Annotated in this window: 20 protein-coding genes; 10 read left to right on the top strand and 10 right to left on the bottom strand. The window is 46.0% G+C overall.

Annotated elements, in window-relative coordinates; translation table 11 throughout:
- Positions 1 to 48 precede the first annotated feature (48 nt).
- The 5 genes from CSW98_RS08295 to CSW98_RS08275 all read right to left on the bottom strand — a co-directional run bounded on the left by CSW98_RS08295 (position 49) and on the right by CSW98_RS08275 (position 5320).
- Positions 49 to 228: a hypothetical protein gene (locus tag CSW98_RS08295; protein WP_100799989.1), complete on the bottom strand. Its 180-nt coding sequence runs from the start codon at positions 226 to 228 to the stop codon at positions 49 to 51.
- A 110-nt stretch (positions 229 to 338) separates the two neighbouring features.
- Entirely contained in the window at positions 339 to 1244 is a 906-nt protein-coding gene (locus CSW98_RS08290) for a glycyl-radical enzyme activating protein (RefSeq protein WP_100799988.1), read from the bottom strand.
- Positions 1244 to 3616 (bottom strand): glycyl radical protein, encoded by a 2373-nt coding sequence (locus CSW98_RS08285; RefSeq protein WP_100799987.1) that lies wholly within the window; start codon positions 3614 to 3616, stop codon positions 1244 to 1246. Before CSW98_RS08285 ends, CSW98_RS08290 begins: the two co-directional genes overlap by 1 nt.
- Before the next feature lie 113 nt (positions 3617 to 3729).
- Entirely contained in the window at positions 3730 to 4650 is a 921-nt protein-coding gene (locus CSW98_RS08280) for a nickel/cobalt transporter (RefSeq protein WP_100799986.1), read from the bottom strand.
- Positions 4643 to 5320, bottom strand: coding sequence for a DUF1007 family protein (locus tag CSW98_RS08275; protein WP_100800057.1), 678 nt, complete (start codon positions 5318 to 5320; stop codon positions 4643 to 4645). The genes CSW98_RS08280 and CSW98_RS08275 overlap by 8 nt, the downstream gene beginning before the upstream one ends.
- Before the next feature lie 330 nt (positions 5321 to 5650).
- Here CSW98_RS08275 and CSW98_RS08270 point away from each other — a divergent pair, with 330 nt between their 5' ends.
- Positions 5651 to 6382, top strand: a complete 732-nt coding sequence (locus tag CSW98_RS08270; RefSeq protein ID WP_100799985.1) for a hypothetical protein — start codon at positions 5651 to 5653, stop codon at positions 6380 to 6382.
- Positions 6383 to 6451: 69 nt separating this feature from the next.
- Here CSW98_RS08270 and ahpF read toward each other — a convergent pair whose 3' ends face one another.
- The 3 genes from ahpF to glpK all read right to left on the bottom strand — a co-directional run bounded on the left by ahpF (position 6452) and on the right by glpK (position 10424).
- Positions 6452 to 8017, bottom strand: a complete 1566-nt coding sequence (ahpF, locus tag CSW98_RS08265; protein WP_100799984.1) for an alkyl hydroperoxide reductase subunit F — start codon at positions 8015 to 8017, stop codon at positions 6452 to 6454.
- A gap of 164 nt (positions 8018 to 8181) precedes the next feature.
- Positions 8182 to 8739 carry an alkyl hydroperoxide reductase subunit C gene (gene ahpC / locus CSW98_RS08260; RefSeq protein ID WP_100799983.1) on the bottom strand — a complete coding sequence of 186 codons (558 nt, stop codon included), beginning with the start codon at positions 8737 to 8739 and terminating at the stop codon, positions 8182 to 8184.
- A gap of 173 nt (positions 8740 to 8912) precedes the next feature.
- The gene (gene glpK, locus CSW98_RS08255) at positions 8913 to 10424 is read right to left on the bottom strand and encodes a glycerol kinase GlpK (protein ID WP_100800056.1); all 1512 of its coding nucleotides are present in this window, start codon (positions 10422 to 10424) and stop codon (positions 8913 to 8915) included.
- A gap of 227 nt (positions 10425 to 10651) precedes the next feature.
- Between glpK and glpA the strand changes: the two genes are divergently transcribed.
- The 3 genes from glpA to glpC are packed head-to-tail and all read left to right on the top strand — an operon-like array spanning position 10652 to position 14848.
- The gene (gene glpA, locus CSW98_RS08250) at positions 10652 to 12298 is read left to right on the top strand and encodes an anaerobic glycerol-3-phosphate dehydrogenase subunit A (protein ID WP_100799982.1); all 1647 of its coding nucleotides are present in this window, start codon (positions 10652 to 10654) and stop codon (positions 12296 to 12298) included.
- 1 nt (position 12299) lies between these two features.
- Positions 12300 to 13640, top strand: coding sequence for a glycerol-3-phosphate dehydrogenase subunit GlpB (gene glpB / locus CSW98_RS08245; protein WP_232733493.1), 1341 nt, complete (start codon positions 12300 to 12302; stop codon positions 13638 to 13640).
- Positions 13637 to 14848: an anaerobic glycerol-3-phosphate dehydrogenase subunit GlpC gene (glpC, locus tag CSW98_RS08240; RefSeq protein ID WP_100799981.1), complete on the top strand. Its 1212-nt coding sequence runs from the start codon at positions 13637 to 13639 to the stop codon at positions 14846 to 14848. The genes glpB and glpC overlap by 4 nt, the downstream gene beginning before the upstream one ends.
- Positions 14849 to 14917: 69 nt before the next feature.
- Here the strand turns inward: glpC and CSW98_RS08235 are convergent, their stop codons facing one another.
- Both CSW98_RS08235 and CSW98_RS08230 read right to left on the bottom strand, forming a co-directional pair.
- On the bottom strand, positions 14918 to 15571 hold the full coding sequence (locus CSW98_RS08235) for a LuxR C-terminal-related transcriptional regulator (protein WP_232733492.1): 654 nt from the start codon (positions 15569 to 15571) through the stop codon (positions 14918 to 14920).
- Positions 15572 to 15965: 394 nt separating this feature from the next.
- Positions 15966 to 16166 (bottom strand): restriction endonuclease subunit S domain-containing protein, encoded by a 201-nt coding sequence (locus tag CSW98_RS08230; RefSeq protein WP_100799979.1) that lies wholly within the window; start codon positions 16164 to 16166, stop codon positions 15966 to 15968.
- A gap of 244 nt (positions 16167 to 16410) precedes the next feature.
- Between CSW98_RS08230 and CSW98_RS08225 the strand changes: the two genes are divergently transcribed.
- From CSW98_RS08225 to CSW98_RS08200, 6 genes are read left to right on the top strand one after another with little or no spacing between them, the layout of a single operon-like run.
- The gene (locus CSW98_RS08225) at positions 16411 to 17367 is read left to right on the top strand and encodes an AAA family ATPase (RefSeq protein WP_100799978.1); all 957 of its coding nucleotides are present in this window, start codon (positions 16411 to 16413) and stop codon (positions 17365 to 17367) included.
- 5 nt (positions 17368 to 17372) lie between these two features.
- The gene (locus tag CSW98_RS08220) at positions 17373 to 18323 is read left to right on the top strand and encodes a DUF58 domain-containing protein (RefSeq protein ID WP_100799977.1); all 951 of its coding nucleotides are present in this window, start codon (positions 17373 to 17375) and stop codon (positions 18321 to 18323) included.
- The gene (locus tag CSW98_RS08215) at positions 18320 to 18802 is read left to right on the top strand and encodes a DUF4381 domain-containing protein (protein WP_100799976.1); all 483 of its coding nucleotides are present in this window, start codon (positions 18320 to 18322) and stop codon (positions 18800 to 18802) included. Before CSW98_RS08220 ends, CSW98_RS08215 begins: the two co-directional genes overlap by 4 nt.
- 34 nt (positions 18803 to 18836) lie before the next feature.
- Entirely contained in the window at positions 18837 to 19781 is a 945-nt protein-coding gene (locus tag CSW98_RS08210; protein WP_100800054.1) for a vWA domain-containing protein, read from the top strand.
- An 8-nt stretch (positions 19782 to 19789) separates the two neighbouring features.
- Positions 19790 to 21580, top strand: a complete 1791-nt coding sequence (locus CSW98_RS08205) for a vWA domain-containing protein (RefSeq protein ID WP_100800053.1) — start codon at positions 19790 to 19792, stop codon at positions 21578 to 21580.
- Positions 21581 to 21602: 22 nt separating this feature from the next.
- Entirely contained in the window at positions 21603 to 23261 is a 1659-nt protein-coding gene (locus tag CSW98_RS08200; RefSeq protein WP_100799975.1) for a BatD family protein, read from the top strand.
- The last annotated feature ends 51 nt before the right edge of the window (positions 23262 to 23312 follow it).

Below are 23312 nucleotides of genomic sequence, written 5' to 3'. Positions count from 1 at the left end.
GTGGTTTTATTATTGATAAACAACATCTCAGAGTTTTTCAGGACGATATCAATCATCACAGTACATATTTTCGTCAGTGAAGTAAGGATCGTCATCCATTGCGTGTGGCAACTTTTCTTTAAGCTGTTCCAGCTGATTTTCAAGTTGATTCATCAGCTCAATATCACCTTCAGAACCGGCGACTTTGATATCATGTTCCAACTCTTTAATTTTGTCACTGATATTCATATTCACCTCCAGTATCGGGTCTCAAGAATGAGCCTCGCCCTCCCATCGGAAGGTATCGACCCTACTACTAGCATAGCCCAGATTTGATTTGGCGGTGTGTTTACTTAATATCACCCCATATAACGTCGGATCTGATACCCGGAAAAAACATCATACGCCTTTTCTACCTGTTCCGGCGTCGGTGTAGTAAATGAATGAAACACTTCATCCATGCGGAAAGCCATGTATTTCGCCTTGCCCAGTTCATGATATGGCAGCAGTTCAATGGTGCTTCCACTGAGATATTCACGAATGAACTCGGCGGTGGCACGCAGATTGTCGTCATCCAGATTCACTTCAGTGATTAAAGGCACACGAATCGTCATCGGCACACCCAGTTCATGCATTTTTCGCGCGTTGTCCAGAATAGTCCGGTTGCTTTGTCCCGTCACTTGCTCATGCACCTGTTCATCCATGTGCTTGATATCAAAAAACACATGTTCAATTCCAGACATCAGATCCTGACACTGTTTCCAGTTAAAAAAGCCACAGGTTTCCACCCAGACAGAAACACCAAGCTGTTCACAGCCCGCCATTAACTGCCGCAGAAACTGATGCTGCAAAAACGGCTCTCCGCCGGAAAAGGTCACCCCGCCACCTGTATGGCGGAAAAACAGCTCATCACGACGGATCTTCTGCATAACGGATTCGACATCGGTATCTGAACAGGCCAGCTCTAACGCTTTTTCCGGACATACCGAAACACATGCGCCACACAAGGTACAATCACTCAGATCGAATTCATTACTGGATGGTTTAAGGCTCTGTGGGCACACTGGCTCACAGCTGTGACACTGCGAGCATTTATGTGCATAAAAGGCGAGCTTGGGTTTCTTCGTCCAGCTTTCAGGATTCGCGCACCACTGACACCGAAGGCCACAGCCAGCCAGAAAGATCGTGGTTCTTACTCCATCCCCGTCATGGATGGAGTAATCCTGCATCTGAATAACAACGCCGGAGGATACCTCTTTCCCCATTACATGGCTCCGTGAGCGGAACGGGCGATGATCGCTTCCTGCATTTCCGGAGACAGGTTCACAAACTGGGTACTATAACCAGCCACCCGCACCAGCAGATCTTTATACTCTTCAGGATTTGCCTGTGCTTTACGCAACACCTCGGTTGACAGAGTATTAAACTGCACATGGAATGCACCCAGAGAGAAATAAGCACGAATAATATTGCCCAGATCCCGTTTGCCTTTTGGCGTGCTGACCAGATCCTCACTCAGACGCAGGTTCAGCAAGGTGCCGCCTGTATGCACATCATGATTCATCTTGGCACTGGAACGCATCGCCGCCAGCGGGCTGCTGACATCACTGCCAGCATAAGGGGATACCCCTTCGGTGATCGGTTTTTTCGCTTTCCGTCCACATGGCGTCGCACCGACAATCCGGCCGGTCGGGATATAGTTAGAGATCCCCATAAATGCCGAATTAAAGTTCGAGCCGAAGATATCTTTATAAGAGCGGGTCTCACGGTAGTAATAGTTCGCCAGATCCCGGGCAATGGAATCCACATAGTCGTCATCATTGCCGTACTTCACCACATCCAGAGCCTTGTCCCGAAGACTTTCATAGCCTTCCCAGTCGGCATTCATCGCGGCGTCCAGTTCAGCCAGAGTGATGACCTGATCTTCAAAGACCAGTTTCTTAATCACCGCCAGCGAGTTCGCAACAACGGCCAGACCAATACCGGTAAGTACCGGACCCACATTGTATTTTGCTCCACCCTGCGACAAATCAGTCCCCGTAGTCAGACACTCTTCAATACAGGTAGAAAGGAATGGTCTTGGTACCATTTGTGAGTGAAGTTTTTGCGCAACAACCGTCGCGACCACAGAGTGATAAATAAGGTTACCGACCTGTTCAAAGGCCGCATCCTGCACTTGTTGATAGCTGGTGTATTCCTGAACAGGTTTCGCATCCAGCCCCAGCTTTTCTCCGGTCAGACGGCTTTTCCCCTGATTCAGAGCGTATTCCATGGCGGCCACAAAGTTCACGTTCACCGCCGATGTCCACTGACCGGTTTTACGGAAATGAGGCACCACGCAACCGCAGTTATTCCAGTCTCTGGCATCTTCCGCTTCATAACCGGCCTGAAGCAGCATCTGCGTACCAGCCTGATCGTTATGGATAGCCGGAAAACCAGTTCCTTTACTGACCAGATCCGTCACCGCATACAAAAATTCCGGCGGACAGTCAGAATGCACCCGGACACTCAGCCCCGGTTGGTGAGTACGTACTTCGTCCGTTGCTTCTAGACAAAGGTAAGTCAGCTCATTGGTACCATCGGATCCGTCACGTTTTTTTCCGCCGACAGTCAGATTCTGAAACTGGTTATACCCGGCAAAGTACCCGGTGGTATTTTCCGAAATGGTCCAGACCCACTCGGAGTATTTCAGCCACAACGCATGGATCAGCTCTTTCGCTTGCGTTTTTTCCAGACGACCAGCCTCTATATCGGCAGCATAATAAGGATACATATACTGATCGAAGCGACCCGGATTCAGAGCCAGCGGGTTTTCAGTAATAATGCCGCCTAACTGCACGAACCAGACAAACTGAATCGCCTCATGGAAAGTTTCCGGCGGATGTTCCGGTACCCGCTTACATACCCGGGCAATATCCAGCAATTCAGCCTGGCGCTGGCTATCTGTTTCCTGTTCTGCCATCTGCTCCGCCAGCCCGGCATACCGGTTCGCCAGCGTCATGATCGCCTTAGCGGTTAAAATGGTCGCCTGATAGAAATTAATCTTGTCGATATTCTCATCGCTCAGATAATCCAGCTCAGCCAGTTTTTCCTCAGCCTGCTGCAACACCCCACGATAGCCCACTTTAAATAGCAGCCCTTCATAATCCGGCGTGATCTCACCCACCGCCTGACGCCATTTTGAATCGTTATCGATAATGCCGGTATCGACCGCAATCCTGGCCGTCTCTTCAGGTAGCAAAGAAAGAAAATGTTCTTCAAGAGATTTACCCTCCCAGTACGGGAAGATATCTGACCGCACCACACTACGCTGCTCGTCCGTCATCTGGTAAGGATCCTGAGGACGGGTAGCAAAGGTGTCCATCTCCTTATCGACCCAGCGCCATGAGTATTCAGGCGTCAGGATCCCGGTACGGCGAAACTTACCGGCCGTACCGATAATCAGCTCGTCAGGGAAAATTTTGATATCAAATTCATTACAAAAGTCAGAAAACGCCTGAGCCCTACGCAGAATAACCGGTTGCCCCTCGGTCCGTTTATGTGAATCCGTGTAGATCTTCGCTCGTTCGTAACAGATCGAAGGTTTTGAATTAACATAATTTTGCCGTAACCGCTCAATACGTTCCGTGACTTCCATACTCTGACTCCTGAAATAAACTTATTTGTGCGTTATTGCGCACAAATAAGTTTTAATCCAGAAGTATTTCCATGTCAACGATCAGTCTGTTAACTAGATACTGAAATATAAAATCAGAATATTGGTGACATACTGTATGTTTGTGAACTGTATAAAATGATACCCAACAAGGTCAGTAAGATACCACCGACAAATTGCAGCCCCATGCTACCAAGTGAACTATGCTGATGATTTTCAGCTCTTAGATAACGCTGAATAACCTTTTTCCCGGAAATAGTCATCAGAGCAATTGTCGATGTGGTGATAGCCGTACCGATTGCCATCAGAAATGCACTCACGATACCCAGCCAGTAAATCCCCACAACATTAGAGAAAAGAAGTACCAGAATAGCACCAGAGCAAGGACGAATACCGATACTGATAATAATTCCTACGTAAGATTTCCAGTTCATGGCCTGATTCAACTGGCTACCTGAAACACAATGACAACAGTGGCATCCGGCACTGTACTTGTGATGCTTCAGATAATAGTAAATAGCTTTTGATGTACGCCACAAAATAGTAATTCCAAGCAAAGACATTGCGAGAAAACTGGCATTAATTAAATAATCAGCCTTACTGCTCACATCCCGCATAGAATGACTGAAAAGAATAACTAAAGAAGAAACCAGAACAGTAGCAACAATCGCCTGCATAAAGGCCGACAAAATCGTCAATATCAGGCCATGTTTAATTTTACTGGGATGCGTTGCCAGAAAAGTGGTAACAATAACCTTACCATGCCCTGGTCCGACAGAATGCAGAATACCGTAAAGAAAACTCAGTCCGGCCAAAGAGATGCCAGCCGCAAGGCTATTCTCTTTTGCATCATAAAGCAGATCACTTAACTCAGCATTAATCTCTCTCTGCCATTTAATACTGCCAAGAAGAATCTGTGGCCACGCCAGCCAGAGCTGATAGGCCATTAATCCTAAAAATCCAAAAACCAGCACTGTACTCAGGTAATATCGAAACGGAAATACTGCCTTATTCATGAATAGCCTCTTCAGTATCTGTCGGCGATACGCAATGGAACCGGACTGTTTGAGTAAACAACTGACCAAGAGCATTATCCGGATCAGCATCTAATGGCAGAGACAGGGCATAGTTCATCTGTTCCGGTGTTGGATTTGGCTCTACCATTTCTATACTGCAATTTTTAGCCAGAGCATCCGATAATATAACGTCTGCCGGATGCTTCCATGTCATATCAACATAATAACTGGGTTCAAAAATCAACAACTTCAACGCTGATTCCGTAATCGGTTGAGGTTTTACCAGAGGGAGATCAAAAGAAAAAACACCTTTCCCACGCTTAAGAGAAAGTTGTGCATTTCTGCCTTCCAGATACCGGATAGGCTTATCTTCATCATAAAAATAAGTGAAATAATGATCACCCAACATATTAGCCAGCATCTCATCGGCCAATGTTTGCAGTGACTCTTGTTGATGTTCCGGAGACAGATCTTCACCATCCAACATGTATGCAGTGGTCATGGCATCAAAAACCCACTCCATCTGAAAACCGGTGACCAGGGTTTCTGAACCCTGAACATAGGTTTTCATCTCTACCCAGGAATGAGGATGAGCCTGAACAGAACCGGAGCAGACAAATATCATCAGACTAAGATATAGTAAAAACAACGTTTTCAGCATAGTATGCATATAAATAAACCAGTTATACTCAGTAAAAACATAAGCGTTATAATATAACGCCAAGCATAATTCAAATCTCACATCCTGAGATAAGACAAACCTATGCACCGGTACAGTGCAGAGATTGTCGTTTTAGCACTGAAATATCCATTCAAATACTTGTCTCTGAAAAAAACCGAATAAAACAAATAGAACGACCAGTAAATCCGCAAAACATCAGAATAAATAACCTAAATAAACAATTTAATAAAAATAAAAAACTACTTAAATTTTGGCATATATGTTGTATCCGGTAAGCCAAACAACCACGTTTATGATGATATTTATAAGGATCGCGTTATGTTTGAACTTACCAGTGTTGATACGGCAGAACCCCCGCATTCTTCTCCCCGAACGGGAGAGGGCGCTATCATCGATAAAAAGAATACTATCTATAGCAAGAATACTATCGAAAAAAGTATTATCAGCCATTTCACATCCCCATGTTCAAGACCAATAATCTTTTCAGGATTTGCACCTCTCGCAGAAAAGCTCAGTAAACAATACGCCATTACTTATATCGACAGCCAGAAAAAGCCGTCTTTAAACACCCGAAAAGTCGTAAAAGGCGATGTACTGGAATTCATCTACTTTAACGCATCTCCTTGTCTGGTTATTTCCAGTACCACCAGTGCGGACTGGCACCACTCTTTCCAGTTAGATAAACTGACAAAAGCCATTGAGCGCAACAAATATCAACTGGTTTTACTAGAGTTCTACGATGACGATGTCATTAAAGTCAACCGCTCTTTAAGAAGCGACCTGAATCAGGAATGTGTGGAATGGTCACTGAAAGGAATCACCACCAAAAATACAGATTATGGTCACTCAGTAGCAGATATCAGCGGTCATTCAGGCAAAGAAAACCGCGAAATCACCGCTAAGCTGGGGATCTTCAATAAACAACGCCTGCTCTCTTATTTCAGAAAACAGCTTCCCGGATATGAAATTGAACGTCACTCGACACTGATCCCGTCAGATCCGAGTTTTACGCTTTCGTTTAAGTTAAAAGGCAACCGCTACGGCAAATAACTAGCTTAAATTAAGGTATAAAAAAGCCCGATGAATCATCGGGCTTCAGCTGATTTGTATAAAGGTCTATTATCCCTGACGGATCAGATAATCAAATGCTCCAAGACTGGCTTTTGCACCGTCTCCCATCGCTATAATGATCTGCTTATATGGAACAGTTGTCGCATCACCGGCGGCAAATACACCAGCCATACTGGTTTCACCATGACTACCGACCTCTATTTCACCTCTTACAGAAAGCTGTACATCAGAATCTTTCAGCCACTCTGTATTTGGCACCAGACCAATCTGAACAAAGATACCTGACAGTTCCAGCTGTTTAATTTCATCCGTATTACGGTCTTTATACTTAAGACCGGTCACACGCTTACCATCACCAATAACCTCTGTTGTCTGCGCCATGGTAATGATATCCACATTAGGCAGTGAATTTGCTTTTTTGATCAGTACCTGATCAGCCCTCAGCTCACCAGCAAATTCCAGAACCGTCACATGCTGAACAATACCGGCCAGATCGATAGCCGCTTCAATACCCGAGTTACCACCACCAATAACAGCTGTTTTCTTACCTTTAAACAGAGGACCGTCACAGTGAGGACAGTACGCTACCCCTTTATTACGGTATTCCTGTTCCCCCGGTACGTTCATCTCTCTCCAGCGGGCACCCGGACTCAAAATCACACTCCTGCTCTTCAGCATCGCACCACTTTCCAGCATCACATTGATATAACCATCTTCAGTGAGCTCTGCACCCATGAGTTTATCTACCTGCTGATCGGTAATAATATCCACACCATATTCTTTCAGGTGTTCACCCATATCCGCAGCCAGCTTAGGACCTTCCGTTCTCTTCACTGAAATAAAGTTTTCAATAGCCATGGTATCCATAACCTGACCACCAAAACGTTTCGCTACGATACCGGTACGGATGCCTTTACGTGCAGAATAAATCGCTGCCGCACCACCAGCCGGGCCACCACCGACAACCAACACATCAAACGGTTCTTTCTCGTTAATACCGGCAGCCGCTTTTTCTGCTGCACCATCGTCCAGCTTCGTCATAATTTCAGCCAGTGACATGCGTCCCTGCCCAAACAGCTCACCGTTCACAAATACACTCGGCACAGCCATGATGTCACGTTGTTTGACTTCATTCTGGAACAGGGCACCATCAATCATAGTAACCTGAATATCCGGATTAATAGCAGCCATCATATTAAAAGCCTGCACCACATCCGGACAATTCTGACACGACAGAGAAATAAAGATCTCAACATCCAGTTGCTTGTTCAGATTTGCGATCTGCTTAATCGTCTCTGGGTCAAGCTTCATAGGATGACCACCACTGTGCAATAGAGCCAGCACCAGAGAAGTAAACTCGTGCCCCATTGGCAGGCCGGCAAAACGCAGAGTAGACCCTTTTTCCGGATTAGTGACGGCCATAACCGGTTTACGTTCACTGGCACTGTCATCCCGAACTACAGATACCAAATCACTGAGTTCAGAAATTTCACTCGCTAAGGAAAAAATATCCTGAGAAGCTTTGCTTTCATCCAGGCTGACCACTAGCCGGACATCGTGTTTCAGATTACTCAGATACTGCTTTAATTGTTGTTTGATTGCTTGATCTAACATGTTCACTCACACCTTTATTATGATTTATAGAGTGGTCACTCTGGATAGAAACAGATAAGAAGAAGCAGGTCAGATTTCCGGATTATATCCAGAATCCGTCCTGCTACGTTTATAACTGGAAACTAACTAATATAACTTGGAATAACTAATCCGTTCCGAAAGAATTAAATCTTACCAACCAGATCCAGTGAAGGAGCCAGCGTTTCTTCACCTTCTTTCCATTTCGCCGGGCATACTTCGCCTGGGTGTGCAGCAACATACTGAGCGGCTTTTACCTTACGCAGCAGATCTTCTGCATCACGGCCGATACCTTCAGCTGTAATTTCCATCGCCTGAATAACACCGTCAGGGTCAATCAGGAAAGTAGCACGGTCAGCAAGACCCTGACCTTCGCGCATTACACCAAAGTTATTAGTGATATTGCCAGTCTGGTCACCAACCATGTAGTAATTGATTTTACCGATGGTATCTGAACTGTCATGCCACGCTTTGTGAGTGAAGTGAGTATCTGTGGAGACAGAAAATACTTCTACGCCACGCTTTTGCAGCTCGTCATAGTGGTCGGCAAGATCGCCCAGTTCTGTCGGACATACAAATGTGAAATCAGCAGGGTAGAAAAAGAAGACTGCCCACTTCCCCGCTACATCCTGCTCAGTGATATCAACAAATTCACCGTTTTTGAAAGCCGTGGCGCTGAATGGTTTAATTTTAGTATTAATCATAACTTTACTTTTCCTTTATGTTATTGAATGGCAATGTTCTGCTCTGTATACATAATCACACGCAATCTTCATAAAGAAAAATAGATTTTACATATTAAATCAATAGATAAAAACTATCAAAAAGGGGGCCGTAAGGATCCTGTTTGTAACCTCCATAACCAACATATTATTTGTTATTCATCTTCCACACCAGACCATGCCAGCACACCACGAACCGCCCGCCTCCAGCCTGCATATCTCTGCGTTTGTTTCTCCTGATCTTCTGCCGGAGTAAAAATCCGGTCAATTTCAGCCTTACCGGAGACTTCATCCAAACAGCTCCAGAAGCCAACGGCAAGACCGGCCAAATAAGCAGCCCCAAGCGCCGTGACTTCGGTGACTTTCGGCCGCAGAACATCCGTCTGCAGAATATCGGCCTGAAACTGCATCAGGAAATTATTTGCAACTGCTCCGCCATCAACCCGTAATGACGTGAGTTGAATTCCTGAATCTGCCTGCATTGCATCGATCACATCCTTACTCTGATAAGCAATACTTTCCAGCGTAGCCCGGATAATATGATTAGCCCCTGTCCCCCGGCTCATACCAACAATTGTCCCCCGGGCATAAGCATCCCAGTATGGTGCGCCTAACCCAGTAAAAGCAGGAACCACATACACCCCATTGGAAGAATCTATCTGGGTTGCAAGGTATTCAGAGTCTCTTGCATCATCCAGCAGTTTCATTTCATCCCGCAGCCACTGAATAGATGCCCCACCCATAAATACAGAACCTTCCAGTGCATACGCCACTTCACCGCTCGCCCCACATCCCAGCGTTGTCAGCAGACCGTTTTGTGACGTCACTTTTTCCTGTCCAGTATTCATCAGTAGAAAACAGCCGGTTCCATAGGTATTTTTTGCCTGACCAGGTTTCACACACATCTGTCCAAACAGTGCCGCCTGCTGATCTCCGGCAATACCGGCAATGGGAATACGAGTTCCTCCCTTACCACCAATATTTGTTTTGCCGTAGATCTCCGAAGAAGGCCTGACTTCCGGCAGCATTGAGCGTGGAATATCCAATTCTTCCAGAATCCTGTCGTCCCATTGTAATGTATTGATATTAAACAGGAGTGTCCGGGAAGCATTAGTGTAGTCCGTCACATGAACCTGGCCCTGAGTCATTTTCCACACCAGCCAGGTGTCCACCGTTCCAAAAAGAAGTTTCCCTTCCTGCGCAAGCTCCCTTGCCCCTTCAACCTGATCCAGAATCCATTTTACTTTGGTACCGGAGAAATAAGGATCAAGTAGCAGACCCGTATTTTCCCTGACATACACCTCAAAACCATCCCGGCTTTTCAGCTCTGTACAGATACCGGCAGTACGACGACATTGCCAGACAATCGCATTATAAACAGGCTCACCCGTTTCTCTATTCCAGACGATCGTCGTTTCCCGCTGATTGGTTATCCCGATGCCGACGACCTGATCAGAACGGATTCCTTTCTGTTCAAGCGCTTCAATCAAAGTCGAGCTTTGTGTCGCATAAATTTCCAGCGGATCATGTTCCACCCAACCTGCCTGTGGATATATCTGAGTAAACTCCCGCTGAGCGACACTAATAATATTGGCATCATGATCCAGCACAACGGCTCGCGAACTTGTAGTTCCTTGATCAAGAGCCACAATATATTGATTATTCATTGGTAAAGCATTTTGTTTCATGTCTGTTTCTGTCAGTTGTCATACTTGGGGATTCAGGTAGATAGACTGAGAATAAACACAAACCCGAAACATTACCGTGATGGTTATTCAGTAAAGCTCTGAACACAGATAACAAATAAGACTTTGTCAAATTTGCGAACCTTTATCATTCACAGACATATTTTTAGTGCCACACTGTAACAATACATTTCACAAATAAGATAACCATGAAATCAGGCATACAGTATCAAACCGAAGTTATCATCATTGGTGGCGGGGCAACAGGCACAGGCATTATGCGTGATTGTGCACTACGAGGTATCGACTGTATTTTACTGGAAAAGGATGATCTGGCCTCGGGTACCACCGGACGCAATCATGGCCTGCTGCACTCCGGAGCCAGATATGCGGTAACTGATCAACACTCCGCCAGAGAGTGCATACAGGAAAATCGTATCCTGAAACACATTGCCCGGCACTGTGTGGAGGACACTTCCGGGCTGTTTATTACGTTGCCAGAAGATGATCGGATGTTTCAGGATACCTTTATTCATGCCTGCCACTCCGCAGGTATTGAAGCTGAACCATTAACCCCTGAAGAAGCTCTGCTTCTGGAGCCGAATACAAATCCTCAGTTAACCGGAGCCGTCAGAGTGCCGGACGGTACACTGGATCCTTTCCGGCTCTGTGCCTCAAATGTACTGGATGCAAAAGAACACGGTGCACGCTTGTTTAGCCATACACTGGTAACGTCTCTGATCCGCAACGGGGATAAGGTCATTGGAGTAAACGGCATACACAGTCAGACAAAACAATCTTTGCAGATATTCGCCCATGAGGTTATCAATGCAGCGGGGATCTGGGGACAGAGGATCTGCGAATATGCCGATCTAGATATCAAAATGTTCCCGTCTAAAGGTTCGTTACTGATCCTCGATTACCGGATCAACAATCTGGTGCTCAACCGTTGCCGAAAACCCTCTGATGCCGATATCCTCGTACCCGGTGATACTATTTCACTCATCGGCACCACCTCAGAAGAGATTGACTATGACGGTATAGACGATCTGCATGTCACCGACAAAGACGTAGATCTGCTGCTGAAAGAAGGTGTAAAACTGGCTCCGGTTATGGAGCATACCCGTGTTCTCAGAGCCTATGCCGGAGTCCGGCCTCTGGTTTCTCTGGAAAGTGGCCACACCGGACGGAGTATCAGTCGCGGTATTGTACTGCTGGATCACCAAGAACGAGATGGTTTGAAAGGCTTAACCACCATCACCGGCGGCAAACTGATGACTTACCGCCTGATGGCTGAACAGGCAACTGACCTGATCGCAAAAAAACTGGGCCATACCACGCCTTGTACAACTCACATCCGTCCGTTACCGGGTTCAGATCGTCTTCCCAAACAGAGCAGAAAGCATATCAGCATGGCTAAACCTGTTTATGAATCGGCTATTTACCGGCATGGCGAGCGGGCCATATCTTTCCTTTCTGAACAACCCAAAAATCAAACCATCATTTGCGAATGTGAAATGGTGACTGCCGGTGAAATCGAATACGCAATAAAACAATTGGATGTGCACAATCTGATCGATCTGCGCCGTCGAACTCGTCTGGGTATGGGACCCTGTCAGGGGGAACTCTGTGCCTACCGGGCTGCAGGCCTGTTTAAAGAATACGGCAACTTGTCCGGATATGAATCAGGACAGTTACTCGTCGATTTTATGGAAGAAAGATGGACAGGTATTAAGCCAATATTCTGGGGAGAAGCTCTGCGTGAAGCCGAATTCAGCTACTGGATCTACGAAGGCCTGTTTGGTTGTAGTGATATACCGCTCCCCGGAAAGAAAGCTGATCAGGAGCAAAAATAGTATGCTGAATTATGATGTTATCGTTATCGGTAGTGGCATGGCGGGTTATTGTGCTGCATTAAGATGTCTGGATCACGGTCTGCGCACTGCAATTATCAGCAGCGGTCAGAGCGCACTGCATTTTTCATCCGGCTCCATTGATCTGTTATCTCACTCCCTGTTCACCCACCAGCCAGTCAAAAATCCCTGGCAGGAGATCGAACATCTGCAAACCACTCTGCCACACCACCCTTATGCAAAGCTGGGCTCATGCATTGTCCGTGAAGGAATGAACTGGTATCAGGCTCTGATGGAACAACAAAACTTATCGCTAAGCAGCAAGAATACACAGGAAAATCACTATAGGATCACCACATTAGGCACGCTAAAACCTACCTGGCTTTCTCAGCCATATGTCAGAAAGATAGATTTCAATTTTAATGATCTCTCCCGGATCCAACGTATTGTGCTGATCACCATTGATGGATTCAGGGACTTTCAGCCTCAAATTGCACGAGGAAACCTGCTTCATCATGATGCTTTTCAATATATTCCGATAAAAACGGTCAGAGTCAGTGTATCGGCTTTCAGCCGATTAAACCGGAATCCGCACGACTTTCGTTCTATTGATCTTGCCAGAATTCTGCGAGAAGACAGTCAGTTTGAGGCGTTTGCGGGTCAGCTTTCCTCAGCAGCAACACCCGACGATCTGGTGATCATTCCTGCTGTTCTGGGCAATGGAGAGGGATTAGATCTGATGAATAAACTCAGCCAGAGCACCAAGCTTCAGTTTCACGAAGTTCCCACAATGCCTCCTTCTCTGCCAGGGATCCGGATAGAAAATACGTTGATGAACACATTTATCAACAACGGAGGAATCCTGATAAAAGGTGACGAAGTACTCCGAGGAATATTCCGGGAAGAAAAAGGAATACAACGCCTGACCAGTATCAGAACAAGAAAAATGGCCGATATCAACTTAAGTGCCGGACATTATGTGCTGGCTTCTGGCAGTTTTTTCAGTAAGGGACTGATTGCCCATCAACAACATATTGAAGAACCGGTTTTCGGACTGGATCTGACGGAAACAGCAAACCGGTCATCCTGGCATCAGAAAGACTTTTTCAGTCCTACTCCACATGCATTTATGTCTTTTGGAGTAGCAACAAATAAGCGTTTCCAGCCTTCTATTCAGGGGAAAATTATCAATAACCTCTTCTGTGCCGGTTCCATACTGTCCGGGTATAACCCTGTTGCTCATGGCTGCGGAGGAGGCGTCGCTATTAGCACCGGCTACTTTGCCGCACAGCAGATACTGGCTGAACGTCAGCAGGGTATACCGGCAACAAAGGTAAAGGCATGAATATCACCAACAAAGACACCACCTTCGAGCAATGCATCAAATGTACTATCTGTACTGTGTACTGCCCGGTAGCTAAAGTAAACCCGGATTTTCCCGGCCCCAAACAATGCGGGCCGGATGGTGAACGTCTGAGAATAAAAAGCCCTGAATTTTATGATGACATGCTGAAATACTGTACTAACTGCAAACGGTGTGAAACAGCCTGCCCTTCAGGCGTTCGAATCGGGGACATTATTGCTGTAGCCAGAAGTCAATACGGTAAAAAAAACATAAATCCGAAACTGCTCCGGGATTTTATTCTCAGCCATACGGATCTACTGGGTTCTCTGGCGACCCCGGTTGCCCCGGTGATAAATGCCACCACCCAATTACCCCTGATAAAAAAAATCATGCACAAAACCATCGGAGTACATGACCATAAATCATTACCCAAATATTCCCGCCATACATTCAGACACTGGTTTAAGAAACAAGTGCAGGATCAATCCATGTATCCGCGGCAAATCAGCTACTTCCATGGCTGTTATGTTAACTATAATCATCCACAATTAGGAAAGGATTTTATCCGGGTAATGAATGCGATAAATATTGGTGTCCGTCTTCTGGACAAAGAAAAATGCTGTGGGGTGCCTATGATTGCAAATGGCTTTTACAAGCAGGCACGAAAAAATGCCGAATACAACCTTCACTATCTGGAACAAGCGATCCGACAAAACAGTTGTGCCATACTTTCAACGTCTTCAACCTGTTCATTTACGTTACAAGAAGAGTATCCGCACGTTTTAGGAATAAATAACGAAACCGTTGCAGACAAAATTCACTATGTCAGCCGCTTCCTGCTTAAAGAATTTATGAACGGAAATAGGCCTCTAATGCACCCTATCAACAAACGGATTGTGTACCATACCCCCTGCCATCTGGAACGTAGCAGAGGCGCTATTTTTACGATTGAAATGCTACGGATGATCCCCGGTCTGGAAGTGATAGTGCTTAACAGCGAATGCTGCGGTCTGGCAGGAACCTATGGGTTTAAAGAGGAGAATTACACAGCATCGATACTCATCGGCCAGAACCTGTTCGACAAGATTAACCGTTCAGAAGCAGATTACGTCGTCACCGACTGTGAGACCTGTAAATGGCAGATAGAAGAAAACACAAACCTGCCATGTATTCACCCCGTCAGCCTGTTGGCTAAGGCTCTAGCTTAATACCGGACAGCAGTCAATAAACAGGCTAAGACCATCAGTATGGACTGCCGGAGAAAAACCTTTTTCCGACTAATCTCCGATATTCTCCTTTGCCCACAATAAAGCCTGAAGACGGTTTTTCGCATGGATCTTCTTAAACACATTATGCAAGTGCGTCTTTACCGTATTTTCACTGACAAAAAGCTTATCCGCAATCTGATTATTAGAATTACCATTCCCCAGTAATCTGATGATCTGCTGCTCCCGTTTGGTAAGACGGGTGTAGGCCTGTGTACTTGCTGCATTATGTCTGCCACGAAAATGAAGAATATATTCCTGTGATAATTTCCGGCTCAGCCACATCTCTCCCTGCATAATTTTATCAATTCCGCGGGTCAGTAAATCAATGCTGTCAGACACATAAAATACCCCTGAGAGATGGCTCCATGACAGCAGCTCCTGATAATGCACATCATTTTTACAATTAATCAGCACTTCTTCTGCATCAGGAAACAATTTATCCCTGCAGTCAGCATAAATCTCATTCATCTGAACGGTATAAACGGACATATCAATAATAACAATGTCACTGACCCTGTCATATTCTGTAAGATGACGTCCAAATAAAGACGCCAGGGGAGTAATATTAATAACAGCATTCAGATGATGTTCCAGAGAATCTTTCAGCAGAGAAGCCTGCAAACTGTTCTCTGTAATCAGTGTAATAACTCTGATTGTTTCCATATTATTATTCATAACACCCTACTTATCACGTATTTTGGTAACTTATCAGGCAATGAGAATTCATTAATAAAAACAATTACCATTCAATGAGAAACGTTGATAATTTTCATGATATTTATACTTTTAAGCTAGCCTAAACCTTAATACTGTCAAGGCATGAGAAAAGGTAAAACAAAGGTATTAGATACGTGGTAAACCTATCTGTAGGAGATCTATAAGGATATTGGGATATTCTCATATAAAAGAATAAGACGAAATTTTCTGACCGCTTTCAGATCATATTAGGTGACCACCTCATGAGCAGGCCACTACGTAATAAAAACAGAAAACCAAAAAGCCACCAAAGGCGGCTTTAAGGCATTGAATATTAATGACTATTTTCAATAGCCAAGACTTAATGAACCGGCACGTCCGTCTCAGAGTAGAACTGGCCAAAATGCTTTTCCAGAATTTCCGGTGTCAGCTTGCCTTCCGCTTCCAGCTTTTTAAGTTCAGCGACTATCGCCTGCTGCTCTTCCAGAGTCGGTAGCTTGACTTCCGGTTCATCCTGGGTCATCTCAGACATCTGCTCCAGTTCTTTTTCAAAATCGCTCATTCTCTTTACCTGATCCGTTAAAACTGGCACGAGTTTACCTATTTCACCCCGATGATTCCAGCCCGTGGCAAACTGAATTCTGTAACCGCCGAAATGAATAGTGATACAGCTAAAATAATAATACCGGGAACAGTATTCATTTCAATAAGCTACCTTGACAATACACTGAATATCCCCATATATACCGAAATGAGGTCAGGAAGTGACTTCGGTATATAAAAAGGTAAAAACAGGAATCTCAGAAATGCATTCGGATATCTTTCAACAGCTTCAGCAGTACCTTAACTCACAGGTTATCGGACAGAGTGAACTGATCAAACAACTCCTGGTTGCCCTTCTGGCTGATGGACATATTCTGGTAGAAGGTCCTCCGGGACTGGCCAAAACCCGGGCTGTAAAAACATTGTCTGACTGTATCGAGGGAGACTACCACCGCATCCAGTTTACTCCTGATCTGCTTCCCGCAGACCTAACAGGCACCGATATCTATCGTCCGGAAACCGGTGAATTCATCTTCCAGCAGGGCCCGGTGTTCAATTCACTCATCCTTGCCGATGAAATAAACCGTGCTCCGGCAAAAGTTCAGGCCGCTATGCTGGAAGCCATGGCTGAAAAGCAGGTCACCGCCGGACGAAAAACGTATCCGCTACCAGAGCTGTTTCTGGTTATGGCAACACAAAATCCTATTGAACAGGAAGGCACCTATCCACTGCCGGAAGCACAATTGGATCGTTTTCTGCTGCATCTCGATGTCGGCTACCCGGACGCAGAAAGCGAACTGGCAATTCTGCGCCTGAACCGTGGAGAAGCACAGGGAAATACCCCACCAGATCCCGTTCTAATATCCCAGAAGCAGATCTTTCAGGCCAGAAAAAGTGCACTAACCGTCCATATGGCAGAGAGCATCGAACAGTATATCATCCGCCTGATACTGGCAACCCGGACACCGGAAAAATACAGTCAGCAATTGGCTACCAATTTAGAAATGGGCGTCAGTCCGAGAGCAACGATCGCGCTAGATCGCTGTGCACGCGCACATGCCTGGCTAAGTGGACGGGACTATGTGACACCGGAAGATGTACAAAGCATGGCCTTTCCTGTACTGCGTCACCGTCTGTTGCTCAGCTATCAGGCACAAGCAGAAAATAGACATCCAAATCAGATTATTCAGCAGTTGATTTCTCTGGTAGGGAGTGCCTGATCAGCATGCGAAATCCAAAGAGACCATATCCGACACCGGATCCCATACCTGGCGGCGGTAACGGGGTAACCCTGACGCTAAATGAACTGCTGCAGTATAAGAGTCAGACTGTACGCTGGCTGCCGCCGGGCAAAAGTCTCTGGTCACAGTTAAATGGTCAGCATTCGAGCAGGCAGAAGGGACGGGGGATAAACTTCTCTGAAGTACGAAAATATCAACCCGGAGATGATATCCGCAATATCGACTGGCGGGTTACAGCCAGAACCGGCAAACCACACACAAAACTATTTACTGAAGAACGGGAACGACCGGTGCTCCTCTATCTGGACTTCAATGCTTCTATGCGTTTTGGTTCCGTTTTTATGCTGAAATCAGTCCAAATGGCTCATATGGCCAGTCTGATCAGCTGGCTTGTCACTGCTCAGCATGATCGTATCGGTGCCATACTCGACAGTGGCAACAAACTTATTGATATTCGCCCCACATCCAGAGATAAAGGTGCTCTACAATTGCTGCATACACTGACAAAAATGCACAATACGGCTCTGCATGAGCCGACAGGTTACCAGCAACCAATGACTGATGGATTTGCCGCATTACAGCGCCTGAGTCCTAAGGGAAGCGATATTATGATTCTCAGTGATTTTATCCGCTACAGGGAGAATGATAAGGCTGTACTAAGCCAGTTAAGGCAACATAATCAGCTACAATTTATTCATTTTTACGATCCCCTTGAAGCCGGATATACTGCATACCGGGGAACGGAAAAAGTAACCAATAACGAAAACGTTCAATGGTTAAATTTTTCGGTAAAATCAACCAGAACACAGCTGGAACAGGCTTTTATCAGCAGACAGGAAAGTATTCAGACACTCTGCCGCTCATTAGCTATTCCGTATTATTCAGTTTCCAGCTCTCAACCGTTAATTCATCAAATCGTCGGGAAGCCAGCATGACGAACATTGCATCAACTGTCAGTAACCTGTTACCTCTGAAAGATCTTCATCTGCCGGCCCCTCCGGGTTTTTGGCCTCTGGCATGGGGGTGGTGGAGCCTTCTGCTTACCATGTTCCTGACCGTACTAACCATCTGGCTGCTGTGGCGCTGGCGGAAAAAACGTCTGGCTCCCAAAAAAGCCGCTATCGCATTACTGAATCTGGAAAGGGCTACCCTGACCCCGTCCGGGGCAATGGAAATTGTCCGGCAGGCGGCTCTCAGCTATTACCCGAGAAGTCAGGTTGCTCATCTTTCCGGAAGCAAATGGCTGGATTTCCTTGACTCACAGATAAACGGCTCCCTGTTTAAGCCCAATGAACGTGAATGGCTACAGGCTCTGTACGAAAAACACGCGGAGGTTAATACGGAAGCTCTGGTCGAGCAATGCCATCACTGGCTGACTCTGGCTCTGCCTCCAAAGAGGGGGAGACGTGGCTAACCTGCCCGCTCATATTGAACTGATCTGGTGGTGGATGCTGTTTCTGCTGCCACTTCCTCCTCTGTTCTACTTTCTCACACCACAAGTGAAAGAACACTCAGCCATCTACCTGCCTTATCTTCATCTTCCGGAAACTCCGGTAGATAAGGTTCCGGCAAACCTGCCAGCAAAAGTTCTGGCAGCCTTTATCTGGATAGCTCTGGTTACAGCTGCGGCAAGACCCGTCTGGTATGGGGAGCCGGTTCAGTCACCACTCAAACACAGAGATATGATGCTGGTTGTTGATCTTTCCGGTTCAATGAAAGAGAAAGATATGCTATCCGGTGATGAATATATCGATCGACTCAGTGCAGTTAAACAGGTTCTGGAACATTTTGTCAGCCAACGGGACGGCGACCGGCTGGGACTGATCCTGTTTGCTGATCATGCCTATTTGCAAACCCCTCTGACACTTGACAGACAAACTATCACGACCCAAATACATCAAACTGTCCTAGGACTAGTGGGAGTACAAACCGCCATCGGCGAAGGGATTGGTCTTGCAACTAAAACCTTTGCAGACAGTGATGCACCGCAACGCGTAATGATCCTGCTAACAGACGGTATGAATACTGCCGGAATTCTAGACCCACTGGAAGCAGCAGAGATAGCTGCCAAATATCACACCACCATTTATACTGTCGGTGTCGGTGCTGGTGAAATGATGGTTAATGATTTTTTCTTCCGCCGGAAAGTCAATACCGCGAAAGATCTGGATGAAGAAACCCTGAAAAAAGTTGCACAGACAACCGGCGGTAAATATTTCCGGGCCCGAGACAGACAGTCACTACAGGACATCTACACAACCATCAATCAGCTTGAGCCAGTCAGTAAGGCAACAGAAATCTGGCGTCCGCAAACTGAGTGGTTTGGATTGCCCCTGATGCTGGCATTGCTGGCTTCCGCACTGTTGATTTTTATCAGAAGACACCATTTGTGAGTACTTTTATGGATAAGTTTATTTTTCTGTATCCTCTCTGGCTGCTGGTACTTATTCCGCTAGGAGGTGTTCTGTTTCTATACGCCAGGAGCCGGAACACTTCAACACTCATAGCTCCACATATTGCACAGCAACTCGGACTGAGCAATAGGCAAAGTAAATCCCGAACCATAGAGCTTATTACTGTAGCCTGGATTATTGCTGTAATGGCACTGGCTGGCCCAAGTCTGCAGAAAAATAAGGTTCCGGTTTTCACCACCAGCGCAGCCCGGGTGCTGATTCTGGATATGTCACGCTCTCTTTATGCGCAGGATATAAAACCAGACCGGTTAACACAGATAAAGTACAAGGCTCTGGATATGTTACCTCACTGGCAGGAAGGCAGCACCGGACTGATTGCTTATGCCGGTGATGCCTACACCATCAGCCCGCTAACAACAGATGCCAAAACACTGGCAAATCTGATCACTAACCTGACTCCGGAAATAATGCCGTATCAGGGATCCAGAGCAGATGCGGCTGTTCGGCTCGCAATTGAGACTCTGCGTCAGGCAGGGCATCAGCGTGGAGAGATTATTCTTATCAGTGACGATATAAATGATGATGAGAAAGATGGTATTACACCCCTGTTGGAAGACTCGCTATGGCGGCTTTCCATTCTGGCAGTCGGAACGGTAAACGGTGCCCCCATCCCCCTTCCAGACGGGACATTACTCAGAGACCAATCCGGTACACCGGTTATCGCAAAAACCAATATACGTAATATGCAGACTCTGACCCGGCAATCCGGCGGTATTCTGGCTCCATTGCAGAACAACGATACCGATATCGAACTGTTGACCCAAGCCCCACCCCACATTGACAACCACGCGACCAAGCAGGACAAGCAGCAGACAGAAGAACGTATCAATAATGGGTTCTGGCTGGTACCGCTACTGCTGATCCCGGCCCTGCTGCTATTCCGCAAAGGGATGATTTTTCTCTGTGTGTTAACACTTACTTACTCTCTATCAACAGTTAATGCGGAGGCATCTGCATGGAAAACCGCTGATCAGGAGGGCTATAACGCTTATCGAAATGGCAATAAATCGCTGGCCACTAAGCTGTTCACCAATCCAAAATGGAAAGGTATCGCTGCCTATCAGGCCGGTGATTTTCCGACAGCAATTGAAGCTCTGCAGGGACTGCCTGACACTGATTCCCGCTATAATTTGGCCAATGCCTATGCTCAGAATGGCCAGTTGGATCAGGCACAAAAACTGTACCGCGACATTCTGACCGAAAACCCGGATTTTATGGATGCCAAAACTAACCTGGAAATTGTGAAACACGCACAGCAACAGCAACAGCAACAGCAACAGCAACAGCAACAGCAACAGCAACAGCAACAGCAACAGCAACAGCAACAGCAACAAAATCAAAAACCTAGTCCCGTTGAATCACAACCCCAACAAGCACTATCAGAAGAAAATACTGCAAATAATTCGGATAACAAACAAGAGAATAGACATGCGCCTAAAACTTCAGATTCATCCGGACAGATGAACGAACGCAGGCAAGACCGTCAACAGGACAATCCTGCGTCTTCACCACAGAAACAGGAATTAAGCCGTAATAGTAGCAAAGAGAACGAGACAACAACCGGAACAAAAGCAAAAATAGCCGGACAAGATGAACCGGAATTCCGCAGACTGGAACAGATAGAAAATACAACAGACCCTGGCCGCCTGCTCCGGGCACAAATACTCCTGCAAGCGAGAGACAAAGCAGCACCGAAACAAAGTACTCAGTCCTGGTAAACGAAAAAAAGATATAATAACCATGATCAGAAAAAGAAACTCACACTGGATATTCACATTACTGACAGGAGTGTTCAGTACCCATCTGTATGCCGCCACGGCCAGCGTAACAACCAATAAGATAGTGAAAGATGAAGTTTTTCAGCTCAGGATCAGCGCAGATGAAAATCTGGACTCCGGAGCCATCGACTTTTCGGTTCTGAGCAAAGATTTCTATCTGGGCAGACCCAACTTTGGCTCCTATACCAACTATGTAAACGGTGTAAAATCAGTACGCAGTGAATGGAGCATAACTCTGGCACCTTTAGTCACTGGCATTCTGACAATTCCAGCTTTTCAGGTCGGCAACGATACTACCACACCGATACACCTGACCGTTACTCAAGATACCAACACCCCTCAACCCGAGGATTTGATTGAGTTTCAGGTAAATATCAACCACAAAGAACTCTATCCGGGAGAAATTGCCCATATTGATACCCGACTACTGATTAAAACTGAACTAAGACGCCTACAAGAAGCCAAAATAGTCCAGCCCAGTATAGAAGGAGCAGATAAACAAGCCATTGAGTTAAAACCCAAAGGTAAAGCCAATCAATATCAAAGCATACTCAATGGCGTAGAAGTGACGGTTGTGGATCAACATTATGATCTGATTGCCAGACAAGCGGGAAAATACGTCATCAACGGACCGACGTTGAAAGGAGCCGTCATCGGCAAACAGACTGCAAACGGCAATACTCGTCTGATCCCGGTTAATACGCCTTCTGAATTACTGGTTATCGATGTACTGGAAAAACCACAGAACTATCAGGGCGTCTGGTTACCCAGCCCGAATCTGACACTCAGCCAAAAATGGCTGGATGAAAACGGCCGTGAACTGACAGAAGATACACAGGATCTTTCCCTGCGTGTTGGTACCCCCCTGACCCGGGAGATAACCCTTTCTGCCGAAGGAGTGGAACAAACTCAACTACCGATTCCACACGCAGACTACCCTGATACATTACGTGTATACGCTGAAAAACCCAATATCAGTCAGGAAGAAAACCTCGTGGTCATCAGCATTAAGCAGGTATTGATCCCTAAGCAGCAAGGCGAATTTACCTTACCAGATATCACGCTCCCCTGGTGGAATACCCGCACCAGACAACAGGCTCAGGCTCAACTGAAAGGCATACATATTTCCGTTGAAAAAAGTGAAACACCATCACTGACACTCTCCCCGGTTCCGCCTACTCGATCAGACGAAAAAGACATCAAACCAGAAATTATTCAGGTAGATGACCCAGGCTTCTGGCCTTATCTGAGTACTTTTTTTGCCGTACTCTGGTTACTGTTTACCGCCTTGTGGTATACAGAAAAACACCGGTATAAAACAAACGTTCAGGATACGGAAAAAGGCGAGGTTTCCCCGGCACTGGATGCCCTTATCCGCGCAGTTGAAAAGCATGACGGGATCCGGATTCCTGCAGCATTTGCTCAATGGAAACAAGAACAGACTAGCGCAGACAAAGCATTAACCGCAGCAATAGAAACAGAAATCACAACAATGATGGCCTCAACCTATACCCCGCAAGCCAATTCGGACTGGGACAATCAAACACTGCTCACTCTGCTTAAAAAAGCAGGGAAAATCCGGGAAAATAAAGGCCAGCAGTCAGTATTATCTTCACTATAACCTATGTGGTATTTTACTAAAAACTTTCAAATAACTCAGTAAGATGGAAAA

The sequence above is a fragment of the Vibrio sp. HA2012 genome (assembly GCF_002812955.1).
Taxonomy (GTDB): Bacteria; Pseudomonadota; Gammaproteobacteria; order Enterobacterales; family Vibrionaceae; genus Vibrio.
The sequence above is the reverse complement of the archived record's forward strand: the minus strand, read 5'-3'. Positions and strand labels throughout refer to the sequence as shown.